The organism is Paenibacillus sp. TC-CSREp1, from assembly GCF_050171015.1.
GTDB classification, from domain to species: domain Bacteria; phylum Bacillota; class Bacilli; order Paenibacillales; family Paenibacillaceae; genus Paenibacillus; species Paenibacillus silvae.
This window is the reverse complement of record NZ_JBNOKM010000001.1, coordinates 205,220-230,705: the sequence shown is the minus strand read 5'-3', so window position 1 is coordinate 230,705 and position 25,486 is coordinate 205,220. Positions and strand designations below refer to the sequence as shown.

Below are 25,486 nucleotides of genomic sequence, written 5' to 3'. Positions count from 1 at the left end.
AATTAAAGGAGTGTGCACCTTGAGCAAGTCTAAAAATATTATTCTCATCGGCATGATGGGAACCGGCAAGTCAACTGTTGCCCAGATGCTTTCACAGGAACTGGAGTATCAGCTCATTGATGTGGATGCTGCGGTGGAGCAGGAGGAAGGCTGTACGATTCCGGAATTATTTACGGCTAAGGGAGAGTCCTATTTCCGTGATGCCGAGAGCCGAATGTTATGCTCGGTACTGGAGAACGATGCACAGGTCATTGCAACTGGTGGCGGCGTTGTGCTTCGGGCAGAGAACTGCGAAGTGATGTCGACCAACGGATGGGTCGTTGCCTTGACAGCAGACCCTGCAGTTATTGTAGAACGTGTTAGCGGCTGTGATAATCGTCCATTGCTGGCGGGCAACGCGGAGGAGCGAATTCGCACCATTATGGAAGAACGCAAAGATGCTTATCGATTCGCACATTATACAGTGGATACAACGGCGCTGTCTGCGGCCGAAGTGACTCGTTTAATTTTAGCGCATTACCGCGTCTAAGCTTGTGATCGCTGCAGTTGAATGAGTTGTAAATTGAATTGAAGATGTAAATAACAGTTCAATTTATATAGAATTGCGTAGCAAGTAGAACGTATCAAAAAACGGGCCCTGCGGCCCGCTTCGGAGGTTAGCTTTCTTGCTCCCATTGAAGCATGCCGCCAACCATATTCGTACAGCCATCATAGCCGAGCTGCTGCAAATATTCACAAGCTCGTTCGCTGCGATAACCGCTGCGGCAGATGATAATGATCTCGCCTGACTTATCAATCTCGGACAAGCGATCGGGAATCTGTCCCAGCGGAATATGCTTGGCCCCCTCGATCATACCTTGTGCGACTTCTTCATCCTCGCGGACGTCGATCATCTGCAGCTTCTCTCCTGCCTGTAAACGGCGGCGCAGCTCAGATGTTTGAATTTCAGCGACTTGTGTCATATTCAGGTCCTCTTTTCTATATGGACTTAACGCCTATTCATGATACCCAAGGGATACGGGGGATGTCAATTTGGCCTTATCTGACCCTGCTCCTTGGTACAGCCTTACACTAGTTATTACAGCTTTCTCACTAACATTATAAAAGGAGAATATCATCCATGGACGTTATCGTTAACCCTACCCCTGAGCTGAATGGGGAAATCGGAGCCTTGTCCTCCAAAAACTACACAACTCGTTACCTGCTAGCTGCTGCGCTGGCGGAAGGAACGAGCACCATTCACTTCCCTGCACATAGTGAGGACAGTGACGCTATGCGCAGATGTATTCGCGATCTTGGTGCGGTACTGGAAGAAGATGACAGCAAAATCGTTATTCAAGGCTTTGGCAGCCACCCTCGCGATGTGCGCGAATTAAATGTTGGCAATGCCGGTGCGGTGCTTCGTTTCCTGATGGGTGTTACAGCGCTGTGCCCTGAGGTCACCTTTGTGAATACGTATCCCGATTCTCTGGGTAAACGTCCCCATGACGATCTGATTGATGCTCTGGGTCAAATGGGTGTACAGGTCGAACATCAGCAAGGACGTCTTCCAATCACCATTAAAGGCGGCGAGGCCAAGGGTGGACACATTCGGGTGTCCGGCTCGGTAAGTTCCCAGTATTTGAGCGCCCTGCTGTTTGTGACACCTTTGCTTGCTGAAGACAGCACAATCGAGGTTCTGAACGATTTGAAATCGAAAGTGGTCATCGGGCAAACGCTGGAAGTGCTTGAACAAGCCGGCATCGTTATTCATGCAAGCGAGGACTACATGTCGTTCCAGGTTCCTGGCCGACAAGCATACAAGCCAACAACATACACCGTTCAAGGAGACTATCCGGGCTCGGCTGCTGTACTTGCTGCTGCAGCGGTTACCCATTCGGATGTGAAAATCCTCAGATTGATGGAGCGGAGCAAACAAGGGGAACGTGCCATTGTTGATGTGCTGCGCATGATGGAAGTACCGCTTACTCATGAAAATGACATCGTTCACGTTCAAGGAAACGGCCGATTAAAGGCGATTGAGTTCGACGGAGATGCTGCTACAGATGCTGTATTGGCCATGGTAGCTGCGGCTGTATTTGCGGAAGGCACGTCACGGTTTTATAATGTAGAGAACCTGCGTTACAAGGAATGTGACCGTATTACGGATTATTTGAATGAACTGCGCAAGGCAGGAGCAAACGTGGAGGAGCGTCAGGCCGAGATTATCGTGCACGGACGTCCTGAAGGTGTCGAGGGCGGCGTAGAGATTAATGCTCACTATGATCACCGCGTTATTATGGCCCTTACGGTCGTAGGTCTTCGTGCCAAGCAGCCTCTCCGTATTCGGGATGCACACCATGTAGCCAAGTCATATCCGCAATACTTTGATCATTTGCAGGCGCTTGGCGCCTCGGTTGAATGGGTAAAAGAGTAAATTAACACGTTAAGCAGAAAAGGATGGTGCTTGAACATGGAATTTAACAACCCTACTCGCGAAGAAATCGGACATATTTTGCGCAATGCAGGCAACATCGCTGTTGTCGGCTTATCGGACAAATCGGATCGTACCTCGTATATGGTTGCGGAAGCGATGCAGAGCAGGGGATATCGCATCATTCCTGTGAATCCACAGGCACAAGGAGAGATTCTTGGCGAGAAGGTGTATGCCACACTTGCAGATATCCCGGAGCCGGTGGACATTGTGAATGTTTTTCGGCGTGATGAGTTTTGTGCGGAAGTAGCTCGGGAAGCTGCTGCAATCAAAGCTAATGTGTTATGGCTCCAGCTCGGTATTCATAGCGATGAGGCTGTCCAGATTGCCGCAGAGAACGGTATGACGGCAGTAACCAATCGTTGTATCAAGGTAGAGGATTCCATCGTTCTGCGTGGCGCTGGCCGGGGCTAACAGGCCGTGCTGAAGTTATCAATTCGTTCATGGCATCGCAGATTCAACTTAAAATTCTAATGAGCATCCCGTGATCTTTCGAAATCACGGGATTTTTCATGTTCGACATGCCGCTTTTGCTTTGACAAAATGCTGTTCAAAGCTTACCATCTAGGATAGAAAGGAGAGGTCGCCATGAATTGGCTCGGATCCTTGCAGCAGCTCGGAAGAGCGGTTATGCTGCCTACAATGGTCCTGCCCGCTGCCGCCATTCTGCTCAGTGTGGGTAGTCTGCCCTGGAACGCCTGGGGTTTGGGAGTGGTTGGTGAAGTGTCTACCGTGGCCGGACACGGTATTTTTTATTTTTTGCCGTATTTGTTCGCTGTTGGCGTGGCGCTTGGACTCTCCAATCAGGCCGGGCAAGCGGGACTCGCGGCGCTGGCTGGTATCGTTATTTATGATCAGGTCACCAAACACTTCGGTGATGGTACAGTACAGCCTGCTTCATTAATTGGAATTATTCTCGGCGCCTTTGCCGGAGGCATGCATAATCGGTTCAAAAGCATTAAACTGCCCGAAATATTACAATTTTTTGGTGGTTCAAGGTTTGTTTTATTGATCGTCGGGCTCTGCTCGGCCCTGTTTTCTTGCTTTATGTTGTGGCTTGCCCCCATCCTGCAAGAGGGCTTGAACTCCATTGCAACCTGGGAATACAGTCTTGGCGGCTTCGGGCTGTTCATCTATGGCGTATTATACCGGGTGCTGGTAGCTTTTGGACTTCACCATCTGCTTAATAACGTATTCTGGTTCCAGCTGGGAACTTACGAAACACCGGGCGGTCAGATTGTACAGGGAGATCTTCCGCGCTTCTTCGCGGGTGATCCGTCAGCCGGATTTTTTATGGCGGGGCTTTTTCCTATTATGATGTTTGCTATTCCTGCTATCGCACTTGCGATTATTCAGGAGGCCAGGGAAGACCTGAAGCCAAAGATCAGAAAAACATTTCTCACGTCTGCACTCGTCTGTTTTTTAACAGGGGTGTCGGAGCAGATTGAGTTTGCCTTTCTTTTTGCGGCGCCGTATCTGTTTATCGTACATGCAGTGATGTCCGGGGTAGCGATGTGGCTCAGTTATTGGCTGGATATTCGTCACGGCTTTTCGTACTCGGCGGGTGTCATTGACTACATACTCAATTTCCATCTGTCCGAGAATGCTTGGAAGCTTATTCCGATTGGCATACTATATGGGCTGGTTTATTATTTCTTGTTCCGCTGGGCGATTCGTACGTTCAAAATACCGACGCCTGGACGGGAAGAAGGGTCTATGCTGGAAGATTGGGTAGGCAATATCCCTTATCAGGCGCCGTTGATTCTCGAAGCGTTGGGCGGAAAAAGCAATATTGTGCAGGTAGAGGCGTGTATTACACGTCTGCGTCTGACGGTTCATGACGATCGTTTGATCGATACAGGCGCGATGAAAAACCTGGGATCCGCAGGTTTGATCAAGCTGGGCGGCGGCAACGTGCAGGTCGTATTTGGCACCTATTCCGAATTGATTCGGGAGGAGATTGCCAAGCTGCTGGAACGGGATTTGCAGCAGGTATTGTTTGCAGCGCCAGTTCAAGGCAAGATGCTGCCGATTGAGGAAGTGCCGGATCAGATTTTTGCAGCCAAACTGGTGGGAGACGGTGTTGCCTTTGTGCCGGAGCGTGGAGAACTGGTGTCACCTGTGTTCGGAACGATTATGCACTTGTATCCGACGATGCATGCCCTTGGCATCTCCACGCGAGAGGGGCTGGAGGTCCTGCTTCATATCGGGATTGACACCTCACAGCTGAAGGGGCATTTTGAAGCGTTTGTACAGGAAGGCGATACAGTAGAGCCTGGACAGCTGCTCATCAAATTTGATCTGGCGGTATTGCGTGAGCAGGCGGCGTCACTCACGACTCCGATGGTGATCACCAACCCGGATCGTGTTAAATCATGGAGTTTTGCTCCATTCAAGCAAGTGAAGAAAGGTCAGGCATCCGTCATGTCCGTGGTGCTCTATGACAGGAACGTTGGAGGGGTAGAATGAAGATACAAGGCATCAATGGAGCTGCAGGCATCGCCATCGGCAAAGCATTTGTCCTGCCCAGCTGGGAATGGGATCTGCCGGACCAGAAGATGGATTCGGTGGATCTCGCCCAGGAATTCGAACGGCTGTACGAGGGTATACGGACATCGAAGCATGAGATTGAATATATCAAAAATGAGTTTAGGGAAGTGGTGGGCCCGGAGGAATCCAGCATCTTTGATGCACATCTGGCGATTCTGGAAGATCCGGTGTTTATGAACGAAATTCGCGGTATTATTGAGCGCCAGTACAAGGCGGCAGAGGTTGCGGTAAAAGAAGCGATAGACCATTTTGTCACCATGTTTGACCTGCTGGAGGACGAATATATGAAGGAGCGGGCGATCGACATCAAGGATGTCGGCAACCGCCTGCTCAAGCACCTGCTGGGCGCACCGGAGATTACACTTCCGTCAGATACACAGCCGTACATTCTCGTTGCGAAGGAGCTGTCTCCGTCACAGCTTGCGCATCTGAATCCAAGTTATGTATTAGGCATCGTTACACTGATTGGCGGCAAAACCTCACACTCGGCCATTATGGCACGTGCACTGGGCATCCCGCTCGTTTCCGGGCTGGAGGCGAGTCTTGACCTGCCCGTGGAGACTGGGGACTTGCTGGTGGTGGATGGGGATAATGGCCTGGTATTTACGGAGCCGGACCGCAAAACGATTGAGCGATATACGATGCTGCGCAGCAAAGAGCTGAAGAAAAAAGAGCAGCTACAAGTACTTGCTACGGTGGATGCCGTAACCAAAGATGGGGCTGTGCTGCAGCTTGCTTCCAATATCAGCTCTGTGAAGGAGCTTGATCTGGCGCTGAAGCATGGGGCCAAGGGCGTTGGATTGTTCCGCACCGAATTCCTGTATATGGATCGTGCAACCTTCCCGGGTGAGCAGGAGCAGTATGAGGTGTACCGTCTGGTTGCCGAGAAAACAGCCGGACAGCCCGTTGTCATACGTACTTTGGACATTGGGGGCGACAAACAGCTGGATTATTTCGAATTGCCAGAGGAGGATAATCCGTTCCTCGGGTATCGTGCCATTCGGATCAGTCTGGATCGCAAAGATCTGTTCAAAACACAGCTGACGGCGATTCTGCGCGCCAGTGCAGCAGGCAATGTGAAGATTATGTATCCGATGATCTCATCCGTCGAGGAGCTGCAGCAAGCCAACGAAATCCTTCGGGAAGCGATGGCTGATCTGGATGAGCGGGGCTTGGCCTATGATGCAAACATTCAGGTAGGCATCATGATTGAGGTCCCGGCTGCCGTGATGATTGCAGACTTGCTTGCTGAAGAAGCGGACTTCTTCAGTATCGGGACCAACGATCTCGTTCAGTATGTGCTGGCTGTAGACCGGATGAATGAACAGATTGCTCATATGTATCATCCGTATCATCCCGCTGTCCTGCGTATGCTAAGGGCAACGGTGGATGCGGCGCATACGGCAGGCATCGATGTCAGTGTGTGCGGCGAGATGGCAGGGGACGAGCGTTCCATACCTTTATGGCTGGAGCTGGGGATTCGTCACTTGAGCATGTCTCCACAATCCCTGCTGCGTGTGAAGCACAGAGTATTGAATACCACAGCTTCGGATGCGAAAGAGGAAGCGCGTAAATGTTTCGCACTAAGAACAAGCAGTGATATCGAGGAGCGCTTGCAGAAATTCAACGACGCTAGCGGCAGCCCTGACGACCAGAGTGGATCAAACGCTTCGTAATCAAAGTTACCGGGTGTCTCACAACCAAATTTACTTGGTACCAGATGTCAAATCTCTTAAAGTTAATATATTCATTTTTGTACCACTTTTTCCAAAAGATACAAAAACCGCTATGCATGTAAAACTGCACAGCGGTTTTTTGGTATGTGTTCTTTATCACATACATTAATCACGACCTTGATTTCGCTTACTTCACTTCAACCTTTTACTTTGCTGGCAGGGCAGCAAGTGCATCACAGAACGCCTTTCCATACGGAGGAAGATCAGGTGGACGGCGAGCCGAGATAATATGTCCATCCACAACGACAGCTTCATCCTTCCAGATCGCCCCTGCGTTTTCCATGTCATCCCGAATACCCGGTGTAGAGGTAACTGTAACGCCATCCAGTATTTTGGCAGAGATCAGCACCCAGCCTGCATGACAGATTTGGCCGATGGGCTTGCGGTCCGCATGCATTTCCTTCACAAGCTCCAGCACTTTGGAATAACGTCGCAATTTGTCAGGGGCCCAGCCGCCTGGCACCAGTATTCCATCATAATCGGAGCTGCTGAGCTCATCGAAGCTGTATTCAGCGACAGCGGGCACACCGTATTTGCCGATGTATGTTTTACCTTTTTTTTCACCAGCCAGATGTACTTCCGCACCTTCCTCTCGAACCCGATGCACCGGGTACCACAGCTCCAGATCCTCGAATTCTTCATCGACCAGTGCAATGATTTTTCGTCCTGTTAATCTCATTGTTGTTGCTCCTTCCTGTTCCTGGGATAGTTGTCCTTTCATCGTACTGTATATTGTAACAGATTCTTTGCTCTGCTTCATACACAGCATAACGTTTACATCAATGGACCGTTTCCAATCCAGTAATGTCTGAGTTTCGACAGCCTTCATCTGGTGACAGTGGTAATTTGTGCAACCTTTAGTTTACAGCAGGATTTAAGCAGAAATAGGTCGAATGGTACTTATATAGAGAGCAGAGTTGAATGAGGTGACGGATAGTGCGTAAGTCGTGTAGATGTGGACATGTAATGGAATTGGAATTAAGAACGGTGGTATACGCCAAAAAGGTAGAAATACACAATGTACCTGTCTTTGCGTGTACAGCGTGTGTAGCCTATGAAGTGCTGCAGCCGGTGAAACCGGATCTGACCGAATGTATCAGCAAGCTCGGGGAACGCCCTGCCAAGCAGGATCTTTCGTTTGGAGAGCAGAATGAACTGGCCGATCTGTTTCATGAACAGCTGCTCGCCTGGCCGGATGCAAGCGATCAGGAGATGGAATATCGAATGAAAGAGGCCGTGCAAGAGCGAATCAATCTGCTGCTGGATATTATGGGATACGCTCACAAAGCCGAAGACAAAGCGTGGATGGAAGACACCCAGCGCAGACTGGGACAATTGTCCGGGTTTGTGTGGCGGGCGCATTTCTCAAATGCCGTCTAGTTTTGACGTGCCCAATGCTTGCTTTCATGAAAATTGGATTTTTTGCTCACTTTTTGTTAAGATATCGGAGAGTGAAAACGCTCAACACGGCGGTATTGCTGATAAAGGGGGATGTATAACGAATGGCTGACATGACTAGAATGACAAGTATTGAACAGCTAAACTCCGCAGTGCAGGCAACGGAGGATCAACCCTTGCTTCTGTTCAAGCATAGCACCCGCTGTCCAATCAGCGCGCATGCTTATCAGGAGATGAATGATTATTTGCATAACTCTCCGAATGAAAGCGTGAAATATGGCATGATTTATGTGGTAGAAGACCGCCCTGTATCCAATGAAGCGGCAGAGAAGCTGAGTGTGAAGCACGAATCGCCCCAGGTCATTCTGGTCAAAAATGGCATGCCCGTATGGCATACTTCCCATTCACAGATTACCAGCAGGACGCTTGCTAACATTTTAAGTGAGGCTTAGAGCCTATTTTAATTGATTAATGCTATAATTTGTCGTAATATAAACCTTAATGAAAATGGAATGAAAATTTACTGGTAATGGAGCGAAGTACTGTGACGGTAACCATTTATGATGTGGCACGTGAAGCTGGAGTGTCTATGGCAACGGTATCACGGGTAGTCAACAATAACCCTAATGTCAAACCGCAGACGCGGAAAAAAGTATACGAAGCAATTGAACGACTTGGATATCGCCCGAATGCGGTAGCCCGTGGTCTGGCTAGTAAAAAAACGACTACGGTCGGAGTCGTGATTCCGGACATTTCGAACTCGACCTTTGCGGAGATTGCTCGCGGGATTGAAGATATTGCGAATATGTACCATTACAATATCATTTTGTGTAATGCGGACAAAAAGAAGGAAAAAGAAATTCGTGTAATCAACACATTGCTGGAGAAACAAGTAGACGGTCTGCTCTTCATGGGTGGAACGGTAACGGATGAACACATTCAAGCGTTCCAATCTGCAGCGGTGCCGATTGTATTGTGTGCGACAAGTGATGAGAAGGGCACATTCCCTTCTGTTGATATTGATCATGAAGCAGCAGCTTTTGATGCAGTCAACACGCTCATTCGCCATGGTCACAGAGAAATTGCAATGATTAGTGGTACACTGCAGGACCCTGCTAACGGATTTGCACGTTTCCAAGGTTACAAGAAAGCACTGGAAGCTGCAGGCATTGAATACCAGGAGGATCTGGTGCGGATCGGTAACTATCGTTATGAATCCGGTGTGGAAGCGATGAAATATTTCCTTGGACTCAAGAAAAAGCCGACAGCGATCTTTGCGGCAACAGACGAAATGGCGATTGGTGCCATTCACAGCATTCAGGATGATGGGCTGAAAGTACCGGATGACTTCTCAATCATTAGTGTGGATAACATCCGTATGGCTTCTATGGTACGTCCGCAGTTAACGACAGTAGCCCAGCCGATGTATGATCTGGGTGCGGTAGCGATGCGTTTGCTGACCAAGCTGATGAAGAAGGAAAATGTGGAGAATCCGAGAGTGATTTTGCCGCATGAAACGATTCTGCGTCTGTCTGTAAGCCACGCGGGTTAATCTGTTTATTTACTGGATTAAAAGAAAGGGAGAAGGCGTTCTCTCTACATAGAGTTTGGCTGTGCATAAGCTCCGGAAACGGGGCTTTTGTGCTGAAAACGGCTTGGTGAACATGCTTCGATGTCACATACAGGATGATTGAATTGCAAACAGGGAGGATACAACAATGCGTGAAACGATAGGCATTATGGGTGCTATGGATGAAGAAGTGCAGCTTTTGCTTCAAGGGATGAAGCAGCATGAAACGGTGAAACAGACGGGCATTACGTACGTTGCTGGCGAGTGGCTTGGCAAGCGGATTGTTGTATGCAAGTCAGGCGTAGGGAAAGTCAATGCGGCGGTAACGACGCAGATTCTGATTGATCGTTTTCAAGTGAATCGTGTCATCTTCACAGGTGTAGCCGGAGCGGTGCATCCCGACCTGAACATTGGAGATATGGTGATTTCTTCCGTATGTGTGCAGCATGACATGGACGTAACGCCGCTGGGATTCGAGCGTGGAGTCATTCCATATCAGGAAACATCAGCATTTCCAGCCGAGGCTTCATTGATTGCGCTGGCCGAGGAAGCCTGCAAAGCGCAGGGGGCCCATTACCGCATTGGCAAGGTGTTGTCAGGGGATCAGTTTATCGCGAGCAAAGAGACCGTGAACATGCTGTACACGGAGATGGATGGAGCGTGTGCCGAGATGGAAGGGGCAGCCGTTGCCCAGGTATGTTATATGAACCGTGTGCCTTTTGTTGTACTGCGCAGCATGTCTGACAAGGCTGATGGCTCCGCGCATGTCAATTTTGCCGAATTCACCGTACAGTCTTCACAGCGTTCCCACCGCATTGTGGAGCATATGCTTGAACATATGTGATTCTATATATAAACCGCCTCTCAGAGCCACTTCCATTCAGATGGAGAATGTTCTGCAAGGCGGTTTTTATGTATAAAATGAACGGCACTTCGTATCGTGTTAATACATAAATCGATGACGGAAGCGCACACGGTCAAATTGTTCTTCCGAGCTCATAGGGACTTGATTACCGATCCGAACCATCAGGCAGTTCGCGGGGTGAGAGCAGATTTCAGGATCATCCGTTGCATACCAGGTCATATCAATGTTCTGCATAAGCCGCTCCATCATTTTACGGTAGTCCCATACGGTCAGCCCGCTGCCCTTCAGGTCCCAATGCCAATAATATTCTGTCGTGAAAATAATATAATTCTCCATATACTTGTCTTCCATTGCAGTAAGCAGCATTTCACGCCCCACTCCAAGGGAACGGTAATCGTCGGCGACTTCGATGGCCCCAAGTTCGATCAGGTCAGTCATGTTGCCCTCAGACCAGCGTTCGCATTCATCAGCATAGTGGAACGTTACATAGCCGATAATGACGTCATTCTCATGTGCGATAATAATGCGTCCTTCAGGTAAATCAGCAATCTCGGCAAGAGCCTCCTGCTGTTCTGCCGGACGCCGAAAGGCATCCAGATCGGCATGGAAAGCCATACGTCTAATCTGGTCGGCTTGCACAGGGCCCTCAACCGTAATTCGGTGGTCGGACTTGAAGATGGAACGCATGTGATGCTCCTTGATATGCTCCATGGTTCATACTCCTTTCTCCCCCTACTTATAGCAAAAAATCGAAAAGTTGAAAAGCCATAGACGATGTTTGATCAAATTTGATATAATTGCGTTGACAAAAATTGTTCACAATTCAACACCGTTTATGTGCATCAGTTGGGTCAGGCAAGTACGTGAAAGTAGTTTTCTCTCTACTAATGTAAGCGCTAACTGGAAGTTCAGTCAACACAAAGGCAATACGAAGCAACCCTGTCGGGAATCGAATGTCGAGTTGAAGGAGGCTGGCAAGCATGAGTCAAGCACATAATGAGATGCTGCAAACGGTGGTGTCTGAGTCGAATCTGGGCGATTATACGGAAGCTAGAAGCCGGTTCGATTGGGAAACGGTAGAAAGGCACTTTACGTGGCACGCCAGCGGAAAAGTGAATATGGCACATGAGGCGATTGATCGCCATGTGTTGGAAGGCAGAGGCGGGAAGACGGCACTGCTGTACAGCGACGCTTCACGTGAGGAAGCATACACCTTCGCTGATCTAAGCGAGCAGTCCAGCCGCTTTGGTAATGTACTGCGTAAATATGGTGTAGCCAAAGGAGATCGTGTCTTTATTTTTATGCCGCGAAGTCCAGAGCTTTATTTCAGTCTGCTGGGTATTCTGAAGGTAGGGGCTGTAGCTGGCCCGTTGTTTGAGGCTTTCATGGAAACGGCGGTGAAGGATCGGCTGGAAGACAGTGGAGCTGTGGCACTGGTGACGACACCAGAACTGCTGGGGCGGATTAAACGTTCCGAATTGCCGGACTTGAAGCATATTTTTGTCGTCGGCGGAGGTCCGCAGTCTGATGCGGGACTGATCGACTTTGATGCAGAAATGGCGGCTGCTGCAGATGATATCGAGGTCGAATGGCTGACGCGTGAGGATGGACTGCTGATTCATTATACGTCCGGCTCTACCGGAAAACCTAAGGGTGTATATCACGTCCAGAATGCGATGATTCAGCATTACTATACAGGCAAGGTCGTGCTTGACCTGCGAGAGAATGACGTATACTGGTGTACCGCTGATCCGGGCTGGGTAACAGGCACTTCTTACGGCATTTTTGCGCCTTGGCTGAACGGAGTAACCAATGTGATCCGCGGCGGCCGGTTCAGTCCACAGGATTGGTACAGCACGATTGAAAAAAACAAGGTCAGTGTATGGTATAGTGCTCCTACAGCTTTCCGTATGCTCATGGGTGCAGGGGATGAGACGATTGCCCAGCATGATTTGAGCAGCCTGCGCCATGTGATGTCGGTAGGCGAACCGCTCAATCCTGAAGTGGTACGTTGGGGCTGGAAGGCTTACGGTCAGCGAATTCATGATACGTGGTGGATGACTGAGACTGGCGCACAATTAATCTGTAACTACCCGGGTATGCCGATCAAACCGGGTTCGATGGGACGTCCTCTGCCAGGCATCGAAGCAGCCATTATAGATGACCGGGGACAGGAGCTGCCGCCGTACAGCATGGGCAATCTTGCCATTCGTGCACCATGGCCGTCCATGATGGCCAAGATCTGGAACAATCCAGCCAAGTATGAGGAGTATTTCAGGCTAACCGGCTGGTATGTATCCGGGGATTCAGCCTACATGGATGAGGATGGCTACTTCTGGTTCCAGGGACGTATTGATGATGTGATCAACTCCTCTGGCGAGCGAATTGGGCCGTTTGAGGTGGAGAGCAAGCTGGTAGAGCACCCAGCAGTTGCTGAAGCGGGCGTTATCGGCAAACCGGATGTAACCCGGGGGGAAATCATCAAAGCGTTTGTCGCGCTTCGTGAAGGGTATGAGGCCACCCCGGAGCTCAAGGAAGAAATCTATCGATTTGTCAAAGAAGGTTTGTCCGCTCACGCAGCCCCGCGCGAGATTGAGTTTAAGGAGAAGCTTCCGAAGACACGTTCAGGCAAAATTATGCGTCGTGTATTAAAAGCATGGGAGCTTGATTTGCCAACCGGTGACTTGTCTACAATCGAAGATTGATCATCTACTAATTATCTAGATTGAAGGGCTCGCTTGAAAGAACAGAAGCCTGGCTCATGCGTATAGCGTGAACCAGGCTTCTTTGAACGTTGTTGAAGAGAAGCGGTAACTAAACTAAACTAACTAACTAACAACTAACGAAGGTATCGCGAATCATGTGATGACGCACAAAACATAAACAAGCATGCTTACACCTTTTATAACACGAACAAGCCGCATGTCCAGTGTACTTAACTCACTGGACATGCGGCTTGTATATTGTGGATATGAGGACTCAGAGAGACCGTCATATCAAGGCTGATAATGTACCGCTGCAGAAGCGTCCGATTCGCCAACACTGTTGATGGCAGATACTTTGAACCAGCCGCTGGTGGATGAGGGCACACCATAATCCATACTTGTACCGGAGGTTGTTCCGATTTTGGTGTAAGCTCCAGAACCTGTCTCACTGTAATAGACTGCGTAACTTTGTACCTTGTCTGCTTCCTGATTGGATGACCATTGAATCCGAAGGCCTTGGGAGAGCGCAGAGACACCGACTTGACCTGGTGTGCCTGGAACGGTTGTTGGGGCGTTGTCATTCACTGCCTCTCCTGGTGTTACCACAGTGCCCGGGACTTCAATTGGCTCCTTATCTTCATTCGCAGGCGGAGTAACACCTGCACTGCTCACAATTGCACTTGGTGCGGATTCCTTGCCTGCAACGTCTACCGCAGTGACATAGAATGCAAAGTTGCCGCTTAATGTTGCGTAAGCAGAGAACGATCTGGACTCACCTGTCAGCACGACCTGGCCCTGGTTTTGGAAGCCGGCACCATTGACTGAGCGATAGAGGCGATAACCAACTACATCACTTTCAGGTGTAGCATTAAATGTGATCGTTGCACGCTCTCCCGAGATGGAGAGACGCACGTTGCCTGGTGCGTCAGGTGCTTTGCCGTTATCGCTACGCGGATCAACCTCTGTCGGCAGATCAGCACCAGCATCTTCTGGCAGGTAGTAGGCCAGTGACTCGTGACGGCTCATTCGTTTAAAAGCATTTTGCAATTCTTTAATGAGATCCGAGATTGGCTTTTTGCGTTTGATGACCGTTTTTTCTCTCAGCATATCATCTGGTGTTTCATCTCGAGGGATGTAATTAACACCATTGTACGTAATATATTTTGCTTTAGCGACAGCATCATCGCTCTCCTTCGGAATAAATTTGCTGTTGAAAATGTCAGTAACAAATTTATCGGTCAGCGATGTAGGCAGCTTGCCGCTGTATGCAGATACCGTCCGGGTTTCGATGCCTGACGGCTTTTTGAATGAATTGGTCACGAAAAGATCCTTCTGTGATTCCACCACTTCATTCATAATTTTTGCCCAGAGCTGCTGAGCGCGTTTGCGTTGTGACTTGGTCTCCAGTGTGTTAATCGGCTGTTTATAACCGACCCATACACCGAGCGTAACATCTGGCGTGTAACCTTCAAACCAGACATCCGCATAGTTTTGAGTGGAGCCTGTTTTACCTACAATCGGTACACTTGATCTGTACTTGTAGTTTTCCCGCACTTTATCGGCTGTACCTTCAGTGATGACGGTACGCAGCATATCTGTCATCAGATAGGCTGTTTGCTCCGAAAACGCCTGCACAGGCTCACGATCATGCTGATATACGATATTACCCTTGGAGTCGACAATTTTGCTGATCATGTAAGAATCGTTGTATACGCCTTTATTGGCAATCGCACCATAGGCACTTGTCAGCTCTTCAACCGTTACACCGTATTGAAGTCCGCCAAGAACACCAGTCTGTGCCTGATAATCCTGCTTCTGAATCGTCGTAATTCCAAGCTTTTTCGCAAAAGCCCAGGCTTTGTCGATTCCAACCTCCTCATTGAAAAGTTTTAGGGCCGGAATGTTCAGCGAGTAATTCAATGCTCTGCGGGCTGTTACCAGACCTTGGTAGCGGTTGTTAGCATTTTTGGCAATATGGTAGCCGCTAGAGCCGTCTTTAAGGATGATTGGTGAATCATCAATAATGGAGGCGGGTTGAATAAGACCTTCCTCCAGAGCTGGCAAGTAGGCAGCAATCGGCTTCATTGTTGAACCTGGCTGACGGACCATCTGTGTTGCATAGTTCATCTGCTCGTCTTTGAAGCTGCGACCTTCAATCATGCCCAGAATAGCACCTGTTTTGTGATTAATGAGCATGGCTGCAGTCTGCTCTTTTCCCTTGACAGGATCATCAGCAGAGAAATTGCTGTCATCCTCGGCAATCGTACGCATCGTTTTGTAAATATTTTTGTTAATCGTTGTATAGACACGATACCCGCCAGTACGCAGCTGGGATTGCGCTTCCTCCAGCAGTGCGCTGTTCTCCTTGCTGCTTGTTTCTGCGTCTGTACTTTTGCCACTAGCCTTTGTTTTGTTCTCGCTCAGCTGCTGCATCAAGATCTGCGCTGCCTGACGTTCCGTTTCCATCATAAGGTATGGATAAGTGTTATAAGCTTTAACGGTTTTCGGCGCGAGCGAACTTTTGATATCAAAGGCAAGAGCATCACTGTATTCAGATTGCGAGATTTTGCCCAGTTCAAGCATTCGGCGAAGAACGAGACGTTGACGATTGATGGCGCGATCAAACTTTTCCTCTACAAAATCCCCTTTACCATTAAAGGCGGAGTAGGAAGAGGGCGACTGAGGCAATCCAACCAAATAAGCAGCTTGAGCGATGTTTATTTTTTCGAGATCATTGATATTAAACAGTCCCTTGGCTGCTGCTTTGATTCCATATACGTTGTAACCGCTTGAGCCATTACCGAAAGGTACTTTGTTCAGGTAGGCTGTCATGATCTCGTCCTTGGTCAGAAAACGTTCCAGTCGGAGAGATAACAAAATTTCCTTCACTTTACGATCTTCTGTACGATCCAGATTTAGAAATACACGTCTTGCTAATTGCTGTGTAAGTGTACTGCCGCCTGTTTGTACTGATTCTTTCAGCACTTTCTGCTTCACGGCACGGAGCGTTCCGCTCATGTCTACACCTTTATGTTCGTAAAAATGATTGTCTTCAATCGAAACAACGGCATCAATAACCTTTTGTGGAATCTGGTCTAAGGTGACCGGACGCCGGTCTTCTTCCGTTCGCAGTTGACCAATCGGACTGCCGTCGGAAAAATAAGCAAAGCCTGTGATGGAGTTTTCGCTGACTTTTTGTTCAATCAGGGCCCTGGAACGCACGGGTTCGTCTTTAACGATGGAACTGACGTAACCCATCAGAGCACCGCCCACGAACAGTACGCCCATTAATCCAAGCACAGCCATCCATAGAACAAAGCTGCCCAGTCTGCGAGCAAAGCTACGCTTGCGTACAGGCTGCTCTTCAGGCTTTTTCTTAGTAACATCACCCATTCAGTGTCTTCCTCCTTTTAACAGCACTTATTATAGCATAAAAAGGTCCGTTTGCATGCCTGAGAAATACAAGTATTGGTCGAAATTTGCCAATCTGGCATGGATTATGCTATATAGCATGTGATATCGGGGGACATTTCATGAGTTGAAAAACAAAGGAAAAAGGCTGTCACTGCATGAGAGCAGGACAGCTTTGAAGAGATACAAGTTCCCATTTGTTTCAGAAAAATATTACATTAAACTGTCATTACGTTCTGAAACGCTGGATGAGTTCCAGCAGCTCCTGAGTGAGATGTGCCAGAGCAGCGGAGGCGGCAGTGATTTCCTCCATAGATGCCAGCTGCTTCTCGGAAGCGGAAGCCACCTGATTGGCATGGTCAGCCGTTTCATGACCGATCACTTTAAGTTGTTCTAGAGAGGAGTCGACTTGCTGCGATTCGTCTGACATCTGCTTGGCGATGGTGGAAACTTGCTCAATCTGCTCGTTCACGTCTGCAATCTGGGAGGAGATGGATAAGAAAAGCTCACCGCTCTCGTTCATTACCTCTGCGATGTGAGTTACTTCAGCACTTCCCGTTTCCATATTGTCCACAATAGCTCGAACCTCATGCTGCACCGATTGAATCAACGCTGCAATGTCGGAGGCCGATTGATTGGACTGCTCAGCAAGCTTGCGAATCTCGGCAGCGACTACGCCGAATCCGCGTCCGTGTTCACCCGCACGCGAAGCTTCTATAGAAGCATTAAGTGCAAGCAGATTGGTTTGACGACTGACTTCCGTAATCATACCTGTAATTCGTCCAATTTCCTCCGAGCGCTGCTGGAAATGCTCCAGCGCGGTCATAGAGGACTGGACAGAAGAATTCGCACGTTCAACCATATCCATAGCTGCCTTCATCTTGTCAGTACCAGAAGAAGTCCGTTCTGTGACCGACTTGGAGGCCTGGCTTACCTCGGCAGCCGCATCTGCTATCTTTCCGATCCCTGTGGATATTTCATTCATCGAGCGGGAGGAATGCTGCAGCTCTTCGACCTGCTTCTCAGCCTTTTTGGATACCTCGAGTCCGGTGAGTGCCATCTGCTCTGCAGCTTTGCTTGTATCTTCCGCACCGGCTGTCAGTTGCTGCGAAGTTGAACCTACAGATAAGGCATGCTCGGAAATAACGGAGATCGTATGACGTAGCGTAGTCATCATGTCATTCATATGAACAGCCATAACTCCGAATTCATCCTTCGATCTTACAGGTAATTTTTGCGTCAGATCTCCACCTGCCAGTTGTCCGGCAACCACATTTACACGGTTTAATTGCTTCACAATGGAGAGGATGGTATACGTCACAACGCCAGCAAGCAGAAGCACTGCGAATATAGCGATAATGACAGACCACTTCAGGCTTTCGTAGAACGGCTTCAGAATGACATCTTTGGGCAAGGCAGATACCAGAAACCAGCTTGATTCAAGTCCAGGCATTTTCGCCGGCTCAGCGATAAACAAATCTGGCTTGGCATTGTCGATTGAACTGTAGAATCCAGACTCGCCTGCTGTAATACGCTGAATAACGGCTTGAGTATCCGCGGTGACCTGAGCGTTTTCCTTGACAAGCTCGGGCCTGGAGCCGTGGGCGGCAATGCGTCCCTCGCTTGTAATCAACATCGCATATCCTTGGTCAGGGTTAAGGGCTGAGATATTTTGCTGGAAGCGTTCAATTGTAAAATCAACTCCGATGATGCCCAGGAATGTATTATTCTCGTCCAGGAGCGGGAGAACAATGGAGACGAGAGAGATTTCTTTGCCGGCTACCTTGTAGGTTGTAGGTTCAGTCCAGTACAATGCTTTGGTGGCCTTGGGCTGCTGATAATATTTACTTGTGTCACCTGTTCCTTCGTAGGTGGTCAGCGGCTCGTAATGTAACGAGTTACCATCTCTCACGATATAAGGAATAAATCGTCCGGTCGCATCATCATACTTGCTTTTGTTGACATGCTCGGCGTCTTTGCCGTCAAAGGCATTTGGCTCAAAGCCGGTATAGATCCCGAACACCTTGTCATCCTTCTTCAGATGCTCCTCCAAAATACGAACGATATCTTCACGGCTCATCGATCCGTTTTTTGCGGCATCAACGATGGTTGTACCCAGGCTGTCCAAGGAGCTTCTTAACTGATTGATATCGCCCATAAAATCATTTACTGCTGTATTTGCCGATTGTGCCGCAACAGACTCGCCGTATTGCAGGCTTTTGTCATAGATGGCTTTGGTGTTAAAAGCGATTAACGCACCGATCGAACAGAGGAGTACCACCCCAAGCAGCACACCAAGCTTTACCCCCAGTTTAATATTTCTCAAAAATTGCATATGCAGCCCCCCCCATGATGTCTTTATGAACTGTTCTCTAAAGATCAATCTGTATTTATGTTTAATGATAATATCGTTATGTAAAGGTTAATAATGAAGATACGCTATGAAAAAACAAAAAAAGACACAAAAAAACAACTGCCGAGAAGTTCTCAAGCAGTTGTCTTTGTGTTGTGGTGCAACGATTAACGGTTGTAGAACTCGACGATTTGTTTTTCATCGATGTCTTGGGACAATTCAGCACGCTCAGGCAAGCGGATGAATTTACCTTCTACAGCTGCTTCGTTGTATTCAACGTATGCTGGAAGATGCGTACGGTTTTCCAAAGCTTCCTTAACGGAAGACAAACCGCGGCTTCTTTCACGCAAGCCGATTACATCGCCAGGGCTTACTTGGTAAGAAGCGATATCGACTTTTTTGCCGTTTACAGTTACGTGACCGTGTGCTACCAATTGACGCGCTCCAGCGCGGGAGTTAGCAAAGCCAAGACGGTAAACGAGGTTGTCAAGGCGGCACTCAAGCAAGAACATGAAGTTCTCACCGGCAATACCTTGCATTTTTTGCGCTTTGGAGAACAATGTGCGGAATTGTTTTTCACCCAAACCGTACATGTGGCGCAATTTTTGTTTTTCTTGCAACTGCATACCGTAGTTGCTCATTTTTCTGCGTTGGTTAGCTCCGTGCTGACCTGGAGGGAAAGGGCGTTTCAATTCTTTGCCTGTTCCGCTCAGGGAAATGCCGAGGCGACGGCTCAATTTAAATTTAGGACCAGTGTAACGTGCCATGTTTAAAGTAGCTCCTTTTTAGTTAAAGTTCATATAGGGCTCTGTTTGCGCTCCAATTTGTTGATGCGGGCTTGGCCTCGCATAGAACAATCAGGAAAGTTCAGCCGCTGTCCTGAAAGCAACAAAAAGAATGAGGGTGACACAACCGGTAACGCCCAAATTTAAAGACACCGAAGTAGTCTTCATCAACAATTTATTTTACCTTCTGTAAGCGTCAAAGTCAAGCAATAGATAAAGTCAGAAAATAGTCTAAATTTGTCGATAGGTCATTGGGCCTAAAATAATGGGACAATTTTCTGAAATATGGATGCAAAAAAGCTTTAAACAGAGTAAAATAGATGGTATCTTAACTTTAAACAATCTTGTGTACCAAGGTTTTGCGATTGTTTTGCAGATTTGCGATAGTTAAATGCAGATTAATGCATCCACCCGGATGCAAAAACGGTGCAAAGGAGCGCCTGACATGTTGGAACATCTAAGAAGTATACCTGCCAGCCTGAACTCGGGAAGTGCGGGCGATTCCACATCGTTTAATGTGTCGCCATCTCATGATGATCACGCGTTGTGGATGCAAAAAATGGACATTACCCCTTTTGATTTTTCATATTTAAGCAGTTTGTTGGGGCAAGCGTACAAGGATTGGACAAGCCAGCTGCATTCCCCGCTGGACAGGGCTTTTACTGTATACAGTGTATGGAACACAGAAGGTGAGTGCGTCGGGCAGGACCCCGGTCAGGAGTTCGACCCAGCCATCAATGTACGTTTGCTGGCTTTGGAATGTGCAGAGAAAAAAAGTACGCTGTCCCGAAGCGGGACCAGCATACAAGGAGACTATCTGCTTATTGCCGAGCCGTTATTTTCGAGATCAAATAGAGATTTGTTTGCCGTGTTCATTGCTCTTGTTTTTGAAACCAGCTTATCCGAAACTTCAGAAGCTGTGGTTCGATCTGAGGCATTGCACTATCGTACTTGCTTTTACCGAAGATTCGAATACATATTTATGACGGATTTGCTGCATGCACACGAACAAACAGCACGCGAGGAGCACCGGAGATCTATTCTTTTTCAGATTGTACAGCGGATGCACGACAAGATGGATGTCGGGGCTATACTAGACGAGGTTTTTGTAAGTATGGATTATCTCTATCCTTCAGCGAACATTATGTTGTATATGTCTCAGGATCAAAGGAATTTTAATCCAAGAATCAAGCCTTTGCTTGTACAGGAGCGCGGAGAGGACATTTGCGTGCGATCCTTTATGGAGGGCAAGCTAATCGTATCCCGATCTGAAGGAATGGAGAGGCGTATCATTGAAGTGGGCTTGCCGCTGAAAGGCAAACAAGGCATCTATGGTGTTTTTCATATCGAGATGAACGAGGAATTGATAGAGGATTCCGATCTGCAGCTCATTGCAATGATGGCGGATACGGCCGGGACTGCTTTTGAGAATGCTAAGTTGCATGAACAGTCCCACATGCTCATCCAGGAACTTCGTGTAATCAATGATCTCACACAACGTCTCAACAAAAGTTTGCAATTGATGGAGATTTATCAATTTTCCGGGCAAGAGCTCAAGCATACGTTTCAAGCTGATTTTTGCTGCATTTTGCGCTTGAATGACAGTACGAACCGATTTGAGGTCATGTCCACCAATGTTAAAGAAATCAGTCATAAAACGTATCCGGTGGACTCCGGCATTGCTGGTTATATGTATCAGACGGAGGAGCCGTTAATCATATCCGATTATACGCAATTTGACAAAGTTACCTCCAGCTTTATGGAGCTTACTGGCGCCATGTCTTTGATTGCAGCTCCAATCCGGGTAGATGGTCAGGTGAAGAGCGCAATTCTGCTGGCCCATGAACGGGAGCATTTTTTCTCATATGACAACTATCGCCTGCTTCAGATGTTATCCATTCATCTTGGCCTTGCAATAACGAATGCCACCTTGCATGCAGAAGTACGACGTCTGGCTAATCTGGATATGTTAACAGGACTGTACGTAAGACACTATCTGGATAACATCATTCACGAGCGTCAGGCTCATGATTACTGCGGTTCATTGGTTGTCGTTGATATTGACCAGTTCAAACAGGTGAATGATACCTTCGGTCATCAAACCGGAGATCAGGTATTGAAGCAAGTGAGTGACATTGTCACCAGTTCGGTTCGGCCTGAGGATATATGTGCAAGGTGGGGTGGGGAGGAGCTGGCCATCTACATGCCGCAGATCGGAATTCATCAGGCGCTGGCTTATGCTGAGCTGATTCGTACACGAGTGGAGGCTGAGACCCGGCCGTCTGTGACGGTGTCGAGTGGTATTGCGGAATGGAATTGGATGGACGAGAGAGTAAGTGTGGAGTCCCTGTTTTACCGTGCAGATATGGCACTGTACAGTGCGAAGAACGGGGGACGAAATCGAATTGTTATCGAAGAGCAGGAAGCCACACGTTAAGAGAGCTATTCCCGTTGCGGAGTCGGCTCTCTTTTTTTTGTAAGTATAAGTGTATACGGTGGGGGCAATCTATGGAGAAAATGACCGAAAGGTGGATTGCATATGCTGAGCCGTCAGTCGATGCGGACTTTGTTGTTAACCTTGTGTGTTATGCTGGCAGTCGTTCCGGGTTGTGGCATACTCCAGCGGGATCGGACACCGGAAGAGATCTTTGCTTTGGCCTTATCAGGCATAGCGGGGAAGGAGACGATGACGTTTGAAGGGGAAGCAGGACTACGACGAGAAAACAGTGCAATGTTTGAAAATCAGTTCAAATTCCAAGGAAAGCTGGAGGAGCATGATCGGCTGATGCTGCAGACCCGCTTGCCTGGCTCAGTAGCTGCAGCAGGTTCAGGCATCTCCATGAATGCAGTTAACCATAACGGACAACCAGGCGGCTTCAGTGCTTCGTATGAGCGGAAAAGAGGACAATGGACTGCCTTGGCAGCGGAGCATGAGCCATTGCGCGGATCACTATCCCGTTTTAATCCTATTGCCCAACTGGAGCAGATTGATATGATGAAAAAAACAATTCAATCCGAATATGGATCGGGGCGCCAAACGCGTATATTACGCATTGAACTTGCGCCAGAGGACGCCAAAGCCTGGGCAGCAAGTCAGCTGACCGACGAGATGGATGCGATTCGGACAGAGTATATGCATAAGGCGACTCAGGTAAAAGGTGCAAATCAGGGAAAGCTGGAGGAGGAGCTGCAGAAGGTGTGGCAGCAGGGAGAGACTTCCATGCAGAAGATGTTCGAGAAGGCGGAGGTTCATACGGTGTACCACCTTACAGTTGATCGTAAAACAAGCTTGCCCATGCGCCTTTCTTCGGAAAGTCAGATGAAGTATAAAGATAACAGCAACCGAAATAATGTGGAGGCCCTGGTCACCGATGTCAATTTCAAATCATATCAATAAATTAAAACCTGTGACTGCCTGCTGACGGGATGCCTGGTGCGTGCTACAATAGTAACGTAATTTACCGTTGTTCAATTCATTGAATGGCAGATGACAGGAGGATTTATCATATGAAGGACCCTAGAATTCAGAAGCTTGCAGCAAACCTGGTCGGTTATTCTGTTGATGTACAGCCCGGTGAAAATGTATTGGTTGAGATGATTGGATCAGAGCGTGATCTGATGAATGCCATTATTGAGGAAGTGGGCAAAAAAGGCGGTAACGTTTTCGTGCAATTGACGGATCGAACGGTTCAACGTGCGATGCTCAAACATGCTACAGAAGAGATGATGAAAACGTGGGCAGAGATTGATCTGAACCGTATGAAACAAATGCAGTGTTACATCGGTATTCGTGCCGGAGAGAATGTAAACGATCTGTCCGATGTACCGGAAGAAAAGATGAAGCTGTACAATGCTCTATACTCTCATCCGGTACATAGCGAGCAGCGTGTCAAACATACGAAATGGGTGGTGCTTCGTTATCCGAACGCAAGCATGGCACAACTCGCCAATACAAGTACAGAAGCATTTGAAGACTTTTACTTTGACGTATGCAACCTGGATTATGCGAAAATGGATAAAGCACAGGATTCACTTGCGAGTCTCATGAAACGCACGGACAAAGTGCGGATTACAGGACCGGGAACAGATCTGAGCTTCTCGATCAAAGACATTGGTGCAGAGAAATGCTCCGGGCAAAAAAATATCCCGGATGGCGAGGTGTACAGCGCGCCTGTTCGCGATTCCGTGAACGGTACGATCAGTTATAATACCCCAACGCTGTATAACGGGATTACGTTCGAGAATATTAAATTTACGTTCAAGGATGGTAAAATTGTTGAGGCATCCAGCAATGATACGAAACGTCTGAATGAAATTCTGGATTCGGATGAAGGCGCGCGCCATATCGGTGAGTTCGCTATTGGATTCAACCCGCACATTTTGCACCCGATGAAGGATATTTTGTTTGATGAAAAAATTGCAGGTAGCCTGCACTTTACGCCTGGTCAGGCATATGAAGAAACAGATAACGGAAACCGTTCATCCATTCACTGGGATCTCGTATTAATTCAGCGCCCGGACTACGGCGGTGGGGAGATTTATTTTGATGATGTGCTGATTCGTAAAGATGGCATTTTCGTCATCCCTGAGCTGGAATGTTTGAATCCGGACCAGTTGAAATAGGAGCTGCATTTTGCAGTTGCTAGGAAAGCGGATTCACGGTATCATGTAGTGGTAATTAATAGATGATACTAAAGTGAAAAGACGGAGGGATTCCTATGTCGAGTAATAATGCGGCTGTAGTAGAAATTGCTCAAACAGCAGGCAAGTTTACTTCTTCAATCGTGCTTCATTCAGAGAACAAGTATATCGATGTAAAAAGTATTTTGGGTTTGTTTACAACACTGATCAGCACACACAGCTATGAGCTGCACGTTCATGGCCCGGATGCTGATGAGGCGAAGGCGGCAATGTCCGAAGTATTCGCCAAGCATGGTCTGAATGTAAACATCGCTTCTGAATAACAACGTTTAAGAACACCTCTGCTTTAGGGCAGGGGTGTTTTTTAATAAAGAAAAAACATTGTGGGGAGAGTTCCGCAACGTGCAAAGAGTGCAGAGCACAGAATGGTCGCGAGGTACTTATAGCTTGTGTGCTTATTTTGGTCAGGTTCTTGTATTAGCTCTTCATTTCGTCTAATATTAGGTATAGAACGTCTTTACGCGATTTTTGGGACATAGGGGGGAAATGATGCATGACTTCATCTGATCTGCAGGACCAGCTGAACCTGAAAGCAATCAGTCTTCTTCAAGAAGATGCAGATAAAATACAGAAGCTTATCGAAGTACAGATGGAGAATCTGGCTACCCGCTACTGCCCTCTCTATGAGGAAGTATTGGATACACAGATGTATGGGTTCTCCAAGGAAGTGGATTTTGCTGTTCGTGCAGGGCTCCTTCCGGAAGGTACAGGGAAGCAGATGGTTAGCGCGCTTGAACGGAATCTGGCAATTTTATATGAAGCACTGAACAAAAAGAATGAGCAATAGCCTGCGTCGGGGCGGGTCAGTATAGAAGGCATGCACATGTTCGCTGCATGCTTTTTTTGTATGTGGGATGACAACAATGTGAACTCAAAAAGGCATCTACGGGCAACGAGTTTCCCATAGACGCCTTTTTGAGTTGTGCCAGCTCATGTTGT

The 25,486-nt window shown here is 48.0% G+C and carries 21 protein-coding genes; 15 read left to right on the top strand and 6 right to left on the bottom strand.

The features are described 5' to 3' along the window. The first annotated feature begins 19 nt into the window (after positions 1-19). Positions 20-529 carry a shikimate kinase gene (locus ACQSGY_RS01050; RefSeq protein ID WP_253299272.1) on the top strand — a complete coding sequence of 170 codons (510 nt, stop codon included), beginning with the start codon at positions 20-22 and terminating at the stop codon, positions 527-529. A 127-nt stretch (positions 530-656) separates the two neighbouring features. Here ACQSGY_RS01050 and ACQSGY_RS01045 read toward each other — a convergent pair whose 3' ends face one another. Further along, the gene (locus ACQSGY_RS01045; protein WP_111271090.1) at positions 657-962 is read right to left on the bottom strand and encodes a rhodanese-like domain-containing protein; all 306 of its coding nucleotides are present in this window, start codon (positions 960-962) and stop codon (positions 657-659) included. Between the two features lie 158 nt (positions 963-1,120). On the opposite strand from ACQSGY_RS01045, the gene aroA reads away from it, so the two are divergent. From aroA to ptsP, 4 genes are all read left to right on the top strand, one after another. Continuing rightward, positions 1,121-2,416, top strand: a complete 1,296-nt coding sequence (gene aroA, locus ACQSGY_RS01040; RefSeq protein WP_111271089.1) for a 3-phosphoshikimate 1-carboxyvinyltransferase — start codon at positions 1,121-1,123, stop codon at positions 2,414-2,416. A 36-nt stretch (positions 2,417-2,452) separates the two neighbouring features. Further along, positions 2,453-2,887, top strand: a complete 435-nt coding sequence (locus ACQSGY_RS01035; RefSeq protein WP_111271088.1) for a CoA-binding protein — start codon at positions 2,453-2,455, stop codon at positions 2,885-2,887. Between the two features lie 174 nt (positions 2,888-3,061). Next, entirely contained in the window at positions 3,062-4,942 is a 1,881-nt protein-coding gene (locus tag ACQSGY_RS01030; protein WP_111271087.1) for a glucose PTS transporter subunit IIA, read from the top strand. Beyond that, positions 4,939-6,699 carry a phosphoenolpyruvate--protein phosphotransferase gene (gene ptsP, locus ACQSGY_RS01025; RefSeq protein WP_427050328.1) on the top strand — a complete coding sequence of 587 codons (1,761 nt, stop codon included), beginning with the start codon at positions 4,939-4,941 and terminating at the stop codon, positions 6,697-6,699. The genes ACQSGY_RS01030 and ptsP overlap by 4 nt, the downstream gene beginning before the upstream one ends. Positions 6,700-6,904: 205 nt before the next feature. Here ptsP and ACQSGY_RS01020 read toward each other — a convergent pair whose 3' ends face one another. Continuing rightward, entirely contained in the window at positions 6,905-7,438 is a 534-nt protein-coding gene (locus ACQSGY_RS01020) for a type 1 glutamine amidotransferase domain-containing protein (protein ID WP_111271093.1), read from the bottom strand. 287 nt (positions 7,439-7,725) lie between these two features. Between ACQSGY_RS01020 and ACQSGY_RS01015 the strand changes: the two genes are divergently transcribed. From ACQSGY_RS01015 to ACQSGY_RS01000, 4 genes are all read left to right on the top strand, one after another. Beyond that, the gene (locus tag ACQSGY_RS01015) at positions 7,726-8,139 is read left to right on the top strand and encodes a hypothetical protein (protein ID WP_111271085.1); all 414 of its coding nucleotides are present in this window, start codon (positions 7,726-7,728) and stop codon (positions 8,137-8,139) included. A gap of 122 nt (positions 8,140-8,261) precedes the next feature. Then, positions 8,262-8,609 (top strand): bacillithiol system redox-active protein YtxJ, encoded by a 348-nt coding sequence (ytxJ, locus tag ACQSGY_RS01010; RefSeq protein ID WP_111271084.1) that lies wholly within the window; start codon positions 8,262-8,264, stop codon positions 8,607-8,609. Between the two features lie 92 nt (positions 8,610-8,701). Continuing rightward, positions 8,702-9,709: a catabolite control protein A gene (gene ccpA / locus ACQSGY_RS01005; protein WP_110898550.1), complete on the top strand. Its 1,008-nt coding sequence runs from the start codon at positions 8,702-8,704 to the stop codon at positions 9,707-9,709. A gap of 166 nt (positions 9,710-9,875) precedes the next feature. Further along, positions 9,876-10,571 (top strand): 5'-methylthioadenosine/adenosylhomocysteine nucleosidase, encoded by a 696-nt coding sequence (locus ACQSGY_RS01000; RefSeq protein WP_427050327.1) that lies wholly within the window; start codon positions 9,876-9,878, stop codon positions 10,569-10,571. Positions 10,572-10,670: 99 nt separating this feature from the next. On the opposite strand, the gene ACQSGY_RS00995 is transcribed toward ACQSGY_RS01000, so the two are convergent. Then, a complete protein-coding gene (locus ACQSGY_RS00995) occupies positions 10,671-11,303 on the bottom strand; it encodes a GNAT family N-acetyltransferase (RefSeq protein WP_111271082.1) in 633 nt (210 codons plus the stop codon). A gap of 269 nt (positions 11,304-11,572) precedes the next feature. Here ACQSGY_RS00995 and acsA point away from each other — a divergent pair, with 269 nt between their 5' ends. Next, complete coding sequence (acsA, locus tag ACQSGY_RS00990; RefSeq protein WP_111271081.1) at positions 11,573-13,297, top strand: acetate--CoA ligase; 1,725 nt, start codon at positions 11,573-11,575, stop codon at positions 13,295-13,297. A gap of 291 nt (positions 13,298-13,588) precedes the next feature. Here the strand turns inward: acsA and ACQSGY_RS00985 are convergent, their stop codons facing one another. From ACQSGY_RS00985 to rpsD, 3 genes are all read right to left on the bottom strand, one after another. After that, a complete protein-coding gene (locus ACQSGY_RS00985) occupies positions 13,589-16,690 on the bottom strand; it encodes a transglycosylase domain-containing protein (RefSeq protein WP_111271080.1) in 3,102 nt (1,033 codons plus the stop codon). A gap of 247 nt (positions 16,691-16,937) precedes the next feature. Continuing rightward, a complete protein-coding gene (locus tag ACQSGY_RS00980; RefSeq protein ID WP_427050326.1) occupies positions 16,938-19,043 on the bottom strand; it encodes a methyl-accepting chemotaxis protein in 2,106 nt (701 codons plus the stop codon). Positions 19,044-19,228: 185 nt separating this feature from the next. Continuing rightward, entirely contained in the window at positions 19,229-19,828 is a 600-nt protein-coding gene (gene rpsD, locus ACQSGY_RS00975; protein WP_111271078.1) for a 30S ribosomal protein S4, read from the bottom strand. Between the two features lie 463 nt (positions 19,829-20,291). Between rpsD and ACQSGY_RS00970 the strand changes: the two genes are divergently transcribed. The 5 genes from ACQSGY_RS00970 (at position 20,292) to ACQSGY_RS00950 (ending at position 25,334) form a co-directional block, all read left to right on the top strand. Continuing rightward, complete coding sequence (locus ACQSGY_RS00970) at positions 20,292-22,283, top strand: sensor domain-containing diguanylate cyclase (protein ID WP_111271077.1); 1,992 nt, start codon at positions 20,292-20,294, stop codon at positions 22,281-22,283. Positions 22,284-22,385: 102 nt separating this feature from the next. Next, positions 22,386-23,243 (top strand): hypothetical protein, encoded by an 858-nt coding sequence (locus ACQSGY_RS00965; RefSeq protein ID WP_427050325.1) that lies wholly within the window; start codon positions 22,386-22,388, stop codon positions 23,241-23,243. A 110-nt stretch (positions 23,244-23,353) separates the two neighbouring features. Further along, complete coding sequence (locus ACQSGY_RS00960; protein ID WP_145404006.1) at positions 23,354-24,469, top strand: aminopeptidase; 1,116 nt, start codon at positions 23,354-23,356, stop codon at positions 24,467-24,469. A 95-nt stretch (positions 24,470-24,564) separates the two neighbouring features. Further along, positions 24,565-24,810, top strand: a complete 246-nt coding sequence (locus tag ACQSGY_RS00955) for an HPr family phosphocarrier protein (RefSeq protein ID WP_090923662.1) — start codon at positions 24,565-24,567, stop codon at positions 24,808-24,810. A 230-nt stretch (positions 24,811-25,040) separates the two neighbouring features. After that, positions 25,041-25,334, top strand: a complete 294-nt coding sequence (locus ACQSGY_RS00950) for a YlaN family protein (protein WP_111271074.1) — start codon at positions 25,041-25,043, stop codon at positions 25,332-25,334. Positions 25,335-25,486: the final 152 nt, after the last annotated feature.

Bases quoted from the DNA above. Each gene is read 5' to 3' on its own strand.
- ACQSGY_RS01045 (WP_111271090.1), bottom strand. From the start codon at position 962: ATGACACAAGTCGCTGAAATTCAAACATCTGAGCTGCGCCGCCGTTTA.
- aroA (WP_111271089.1), top strand. From the start codon at position 1,121: ATGGACGTTATCGTTAACCCTACCCCTGAGCTGAATGGGGAAATCGGA.
- ACQSGY_RS01035 (WP_111271088.1), top strand. From the start codon at position 2,453: ATGGAATTTAACAACCCTACTCGCGAAGAAATCGGACATATTTTGCGC.
- ACQSGY_RS01030 (WP_111271087.1), top strand. From the start codon at position 3,062: ATGAATTGGCTCGGATCCTTGCAGCAGCTCGGAAGAGCGGTTATGCTG.
- ptsP (WP_427050328.1), top strand. From the start codon at position 4,939: ATGAAGATACAAGGCATCAATGGAGCTGCAGGCATCGCCATCGGCAAA.
- ACQSGY_RS01020 (WP_111271093.1), bottom strand. From the start codon at position 7,438: ATGAGATTAACAGGACGAAAAATCATTGCACTGGTCGATGAAGAATTC.
- ACQSGY_RS01015 (WP_111271085.1), top strand. From the start codon at position 7,726: ATGGAATTGGAATTAAGAACGGTGGTATACGCCAAAAAGGTAGAAATA.
- ytxJ (WP_111271084.1), top strand. From the start codon at position 8,262: ATGGCTGACATGACTAGAATGACAAGTATTGAACAGCTAAACTCCGCA.
- ACQSGY_RS01000 (WP_427050327.1), top strand. From the start codon at position 9,876: ATGCGTGAAACGATAGGCATTATGGGTGCTATGGATGAAGAAGTGCAG.
- ACQSGY_RS00995 (WP_111271082.1), bottom strand. From the start codon at position 11,303: ATGGAGCATATCAAGGAGCATCACATGCGTTCCATCTTCAAGTCCGAC.
- acsA (WP_111271081.1), top strand. From the start codon at position 11,573: ATGAGTCAAGCACATAATGAGATGCTGCAAACGGTGGTGTCTGAGTCG.
- ACQSGY_RS00985 (WP_111271080.1), bottom strand. From the start codon at position 16,690: ATGGGTGATGTTACTAAGAAAAAGCCTGAAGAGCAGCCTGTACGCAAG.
- ACQSGY_RS00980 (WP_427050326.1), bottom strand. From the start codon at position 19,043: ATGCAATTTTTGAGAAATATTAAACTGGGGGTAAAGCTTGGTGTGCTG.
- rpsD (WP_111271078.1), bottom strand. From the start codon at position 19,828: ATGGCACGTTACACTGGTCCTAAATTTAAATTGAGCCGTCGCCTCGGC.
- ACQSGY_RS00970 (WP_111271077.1), top strand. From the start codon at position 20,292: ATGTTGGAACATCTAAGAAGTATACCTGCCAGCCTGAACTCGGGAAGT.
- ACQSGY_RS00965 (WP_427050325.1), top strand. From the start codon at position 22,386: ATGCTGAGCCGTCAGTCGATGCGGACTTTGTTGTTAACCTTGTGTGTT.
- ACQSGY_RS00960 (WP_145404006.1), top strand. From the start codon at position 23,354: ATGAAGGACCCTAGAATTCAGAAGCTTGCAGCAAACCTGGTCGGTTAT.
- ACQSGY_RS00955 (WP_090923662.1), top strand. From the start codon at position 24,565: ATGTCGAGTAATAATGCGGCTGTAGTAGAAATTGCTCAAACAGCAGGC.
- ACQSGY_RS00950 (WP_111271074.1), top strand. From the start codon at position 25,041: ATGACTTCATCTGATCTGCAGGACCAGCTGAACCTGAAAGCAATCAGT.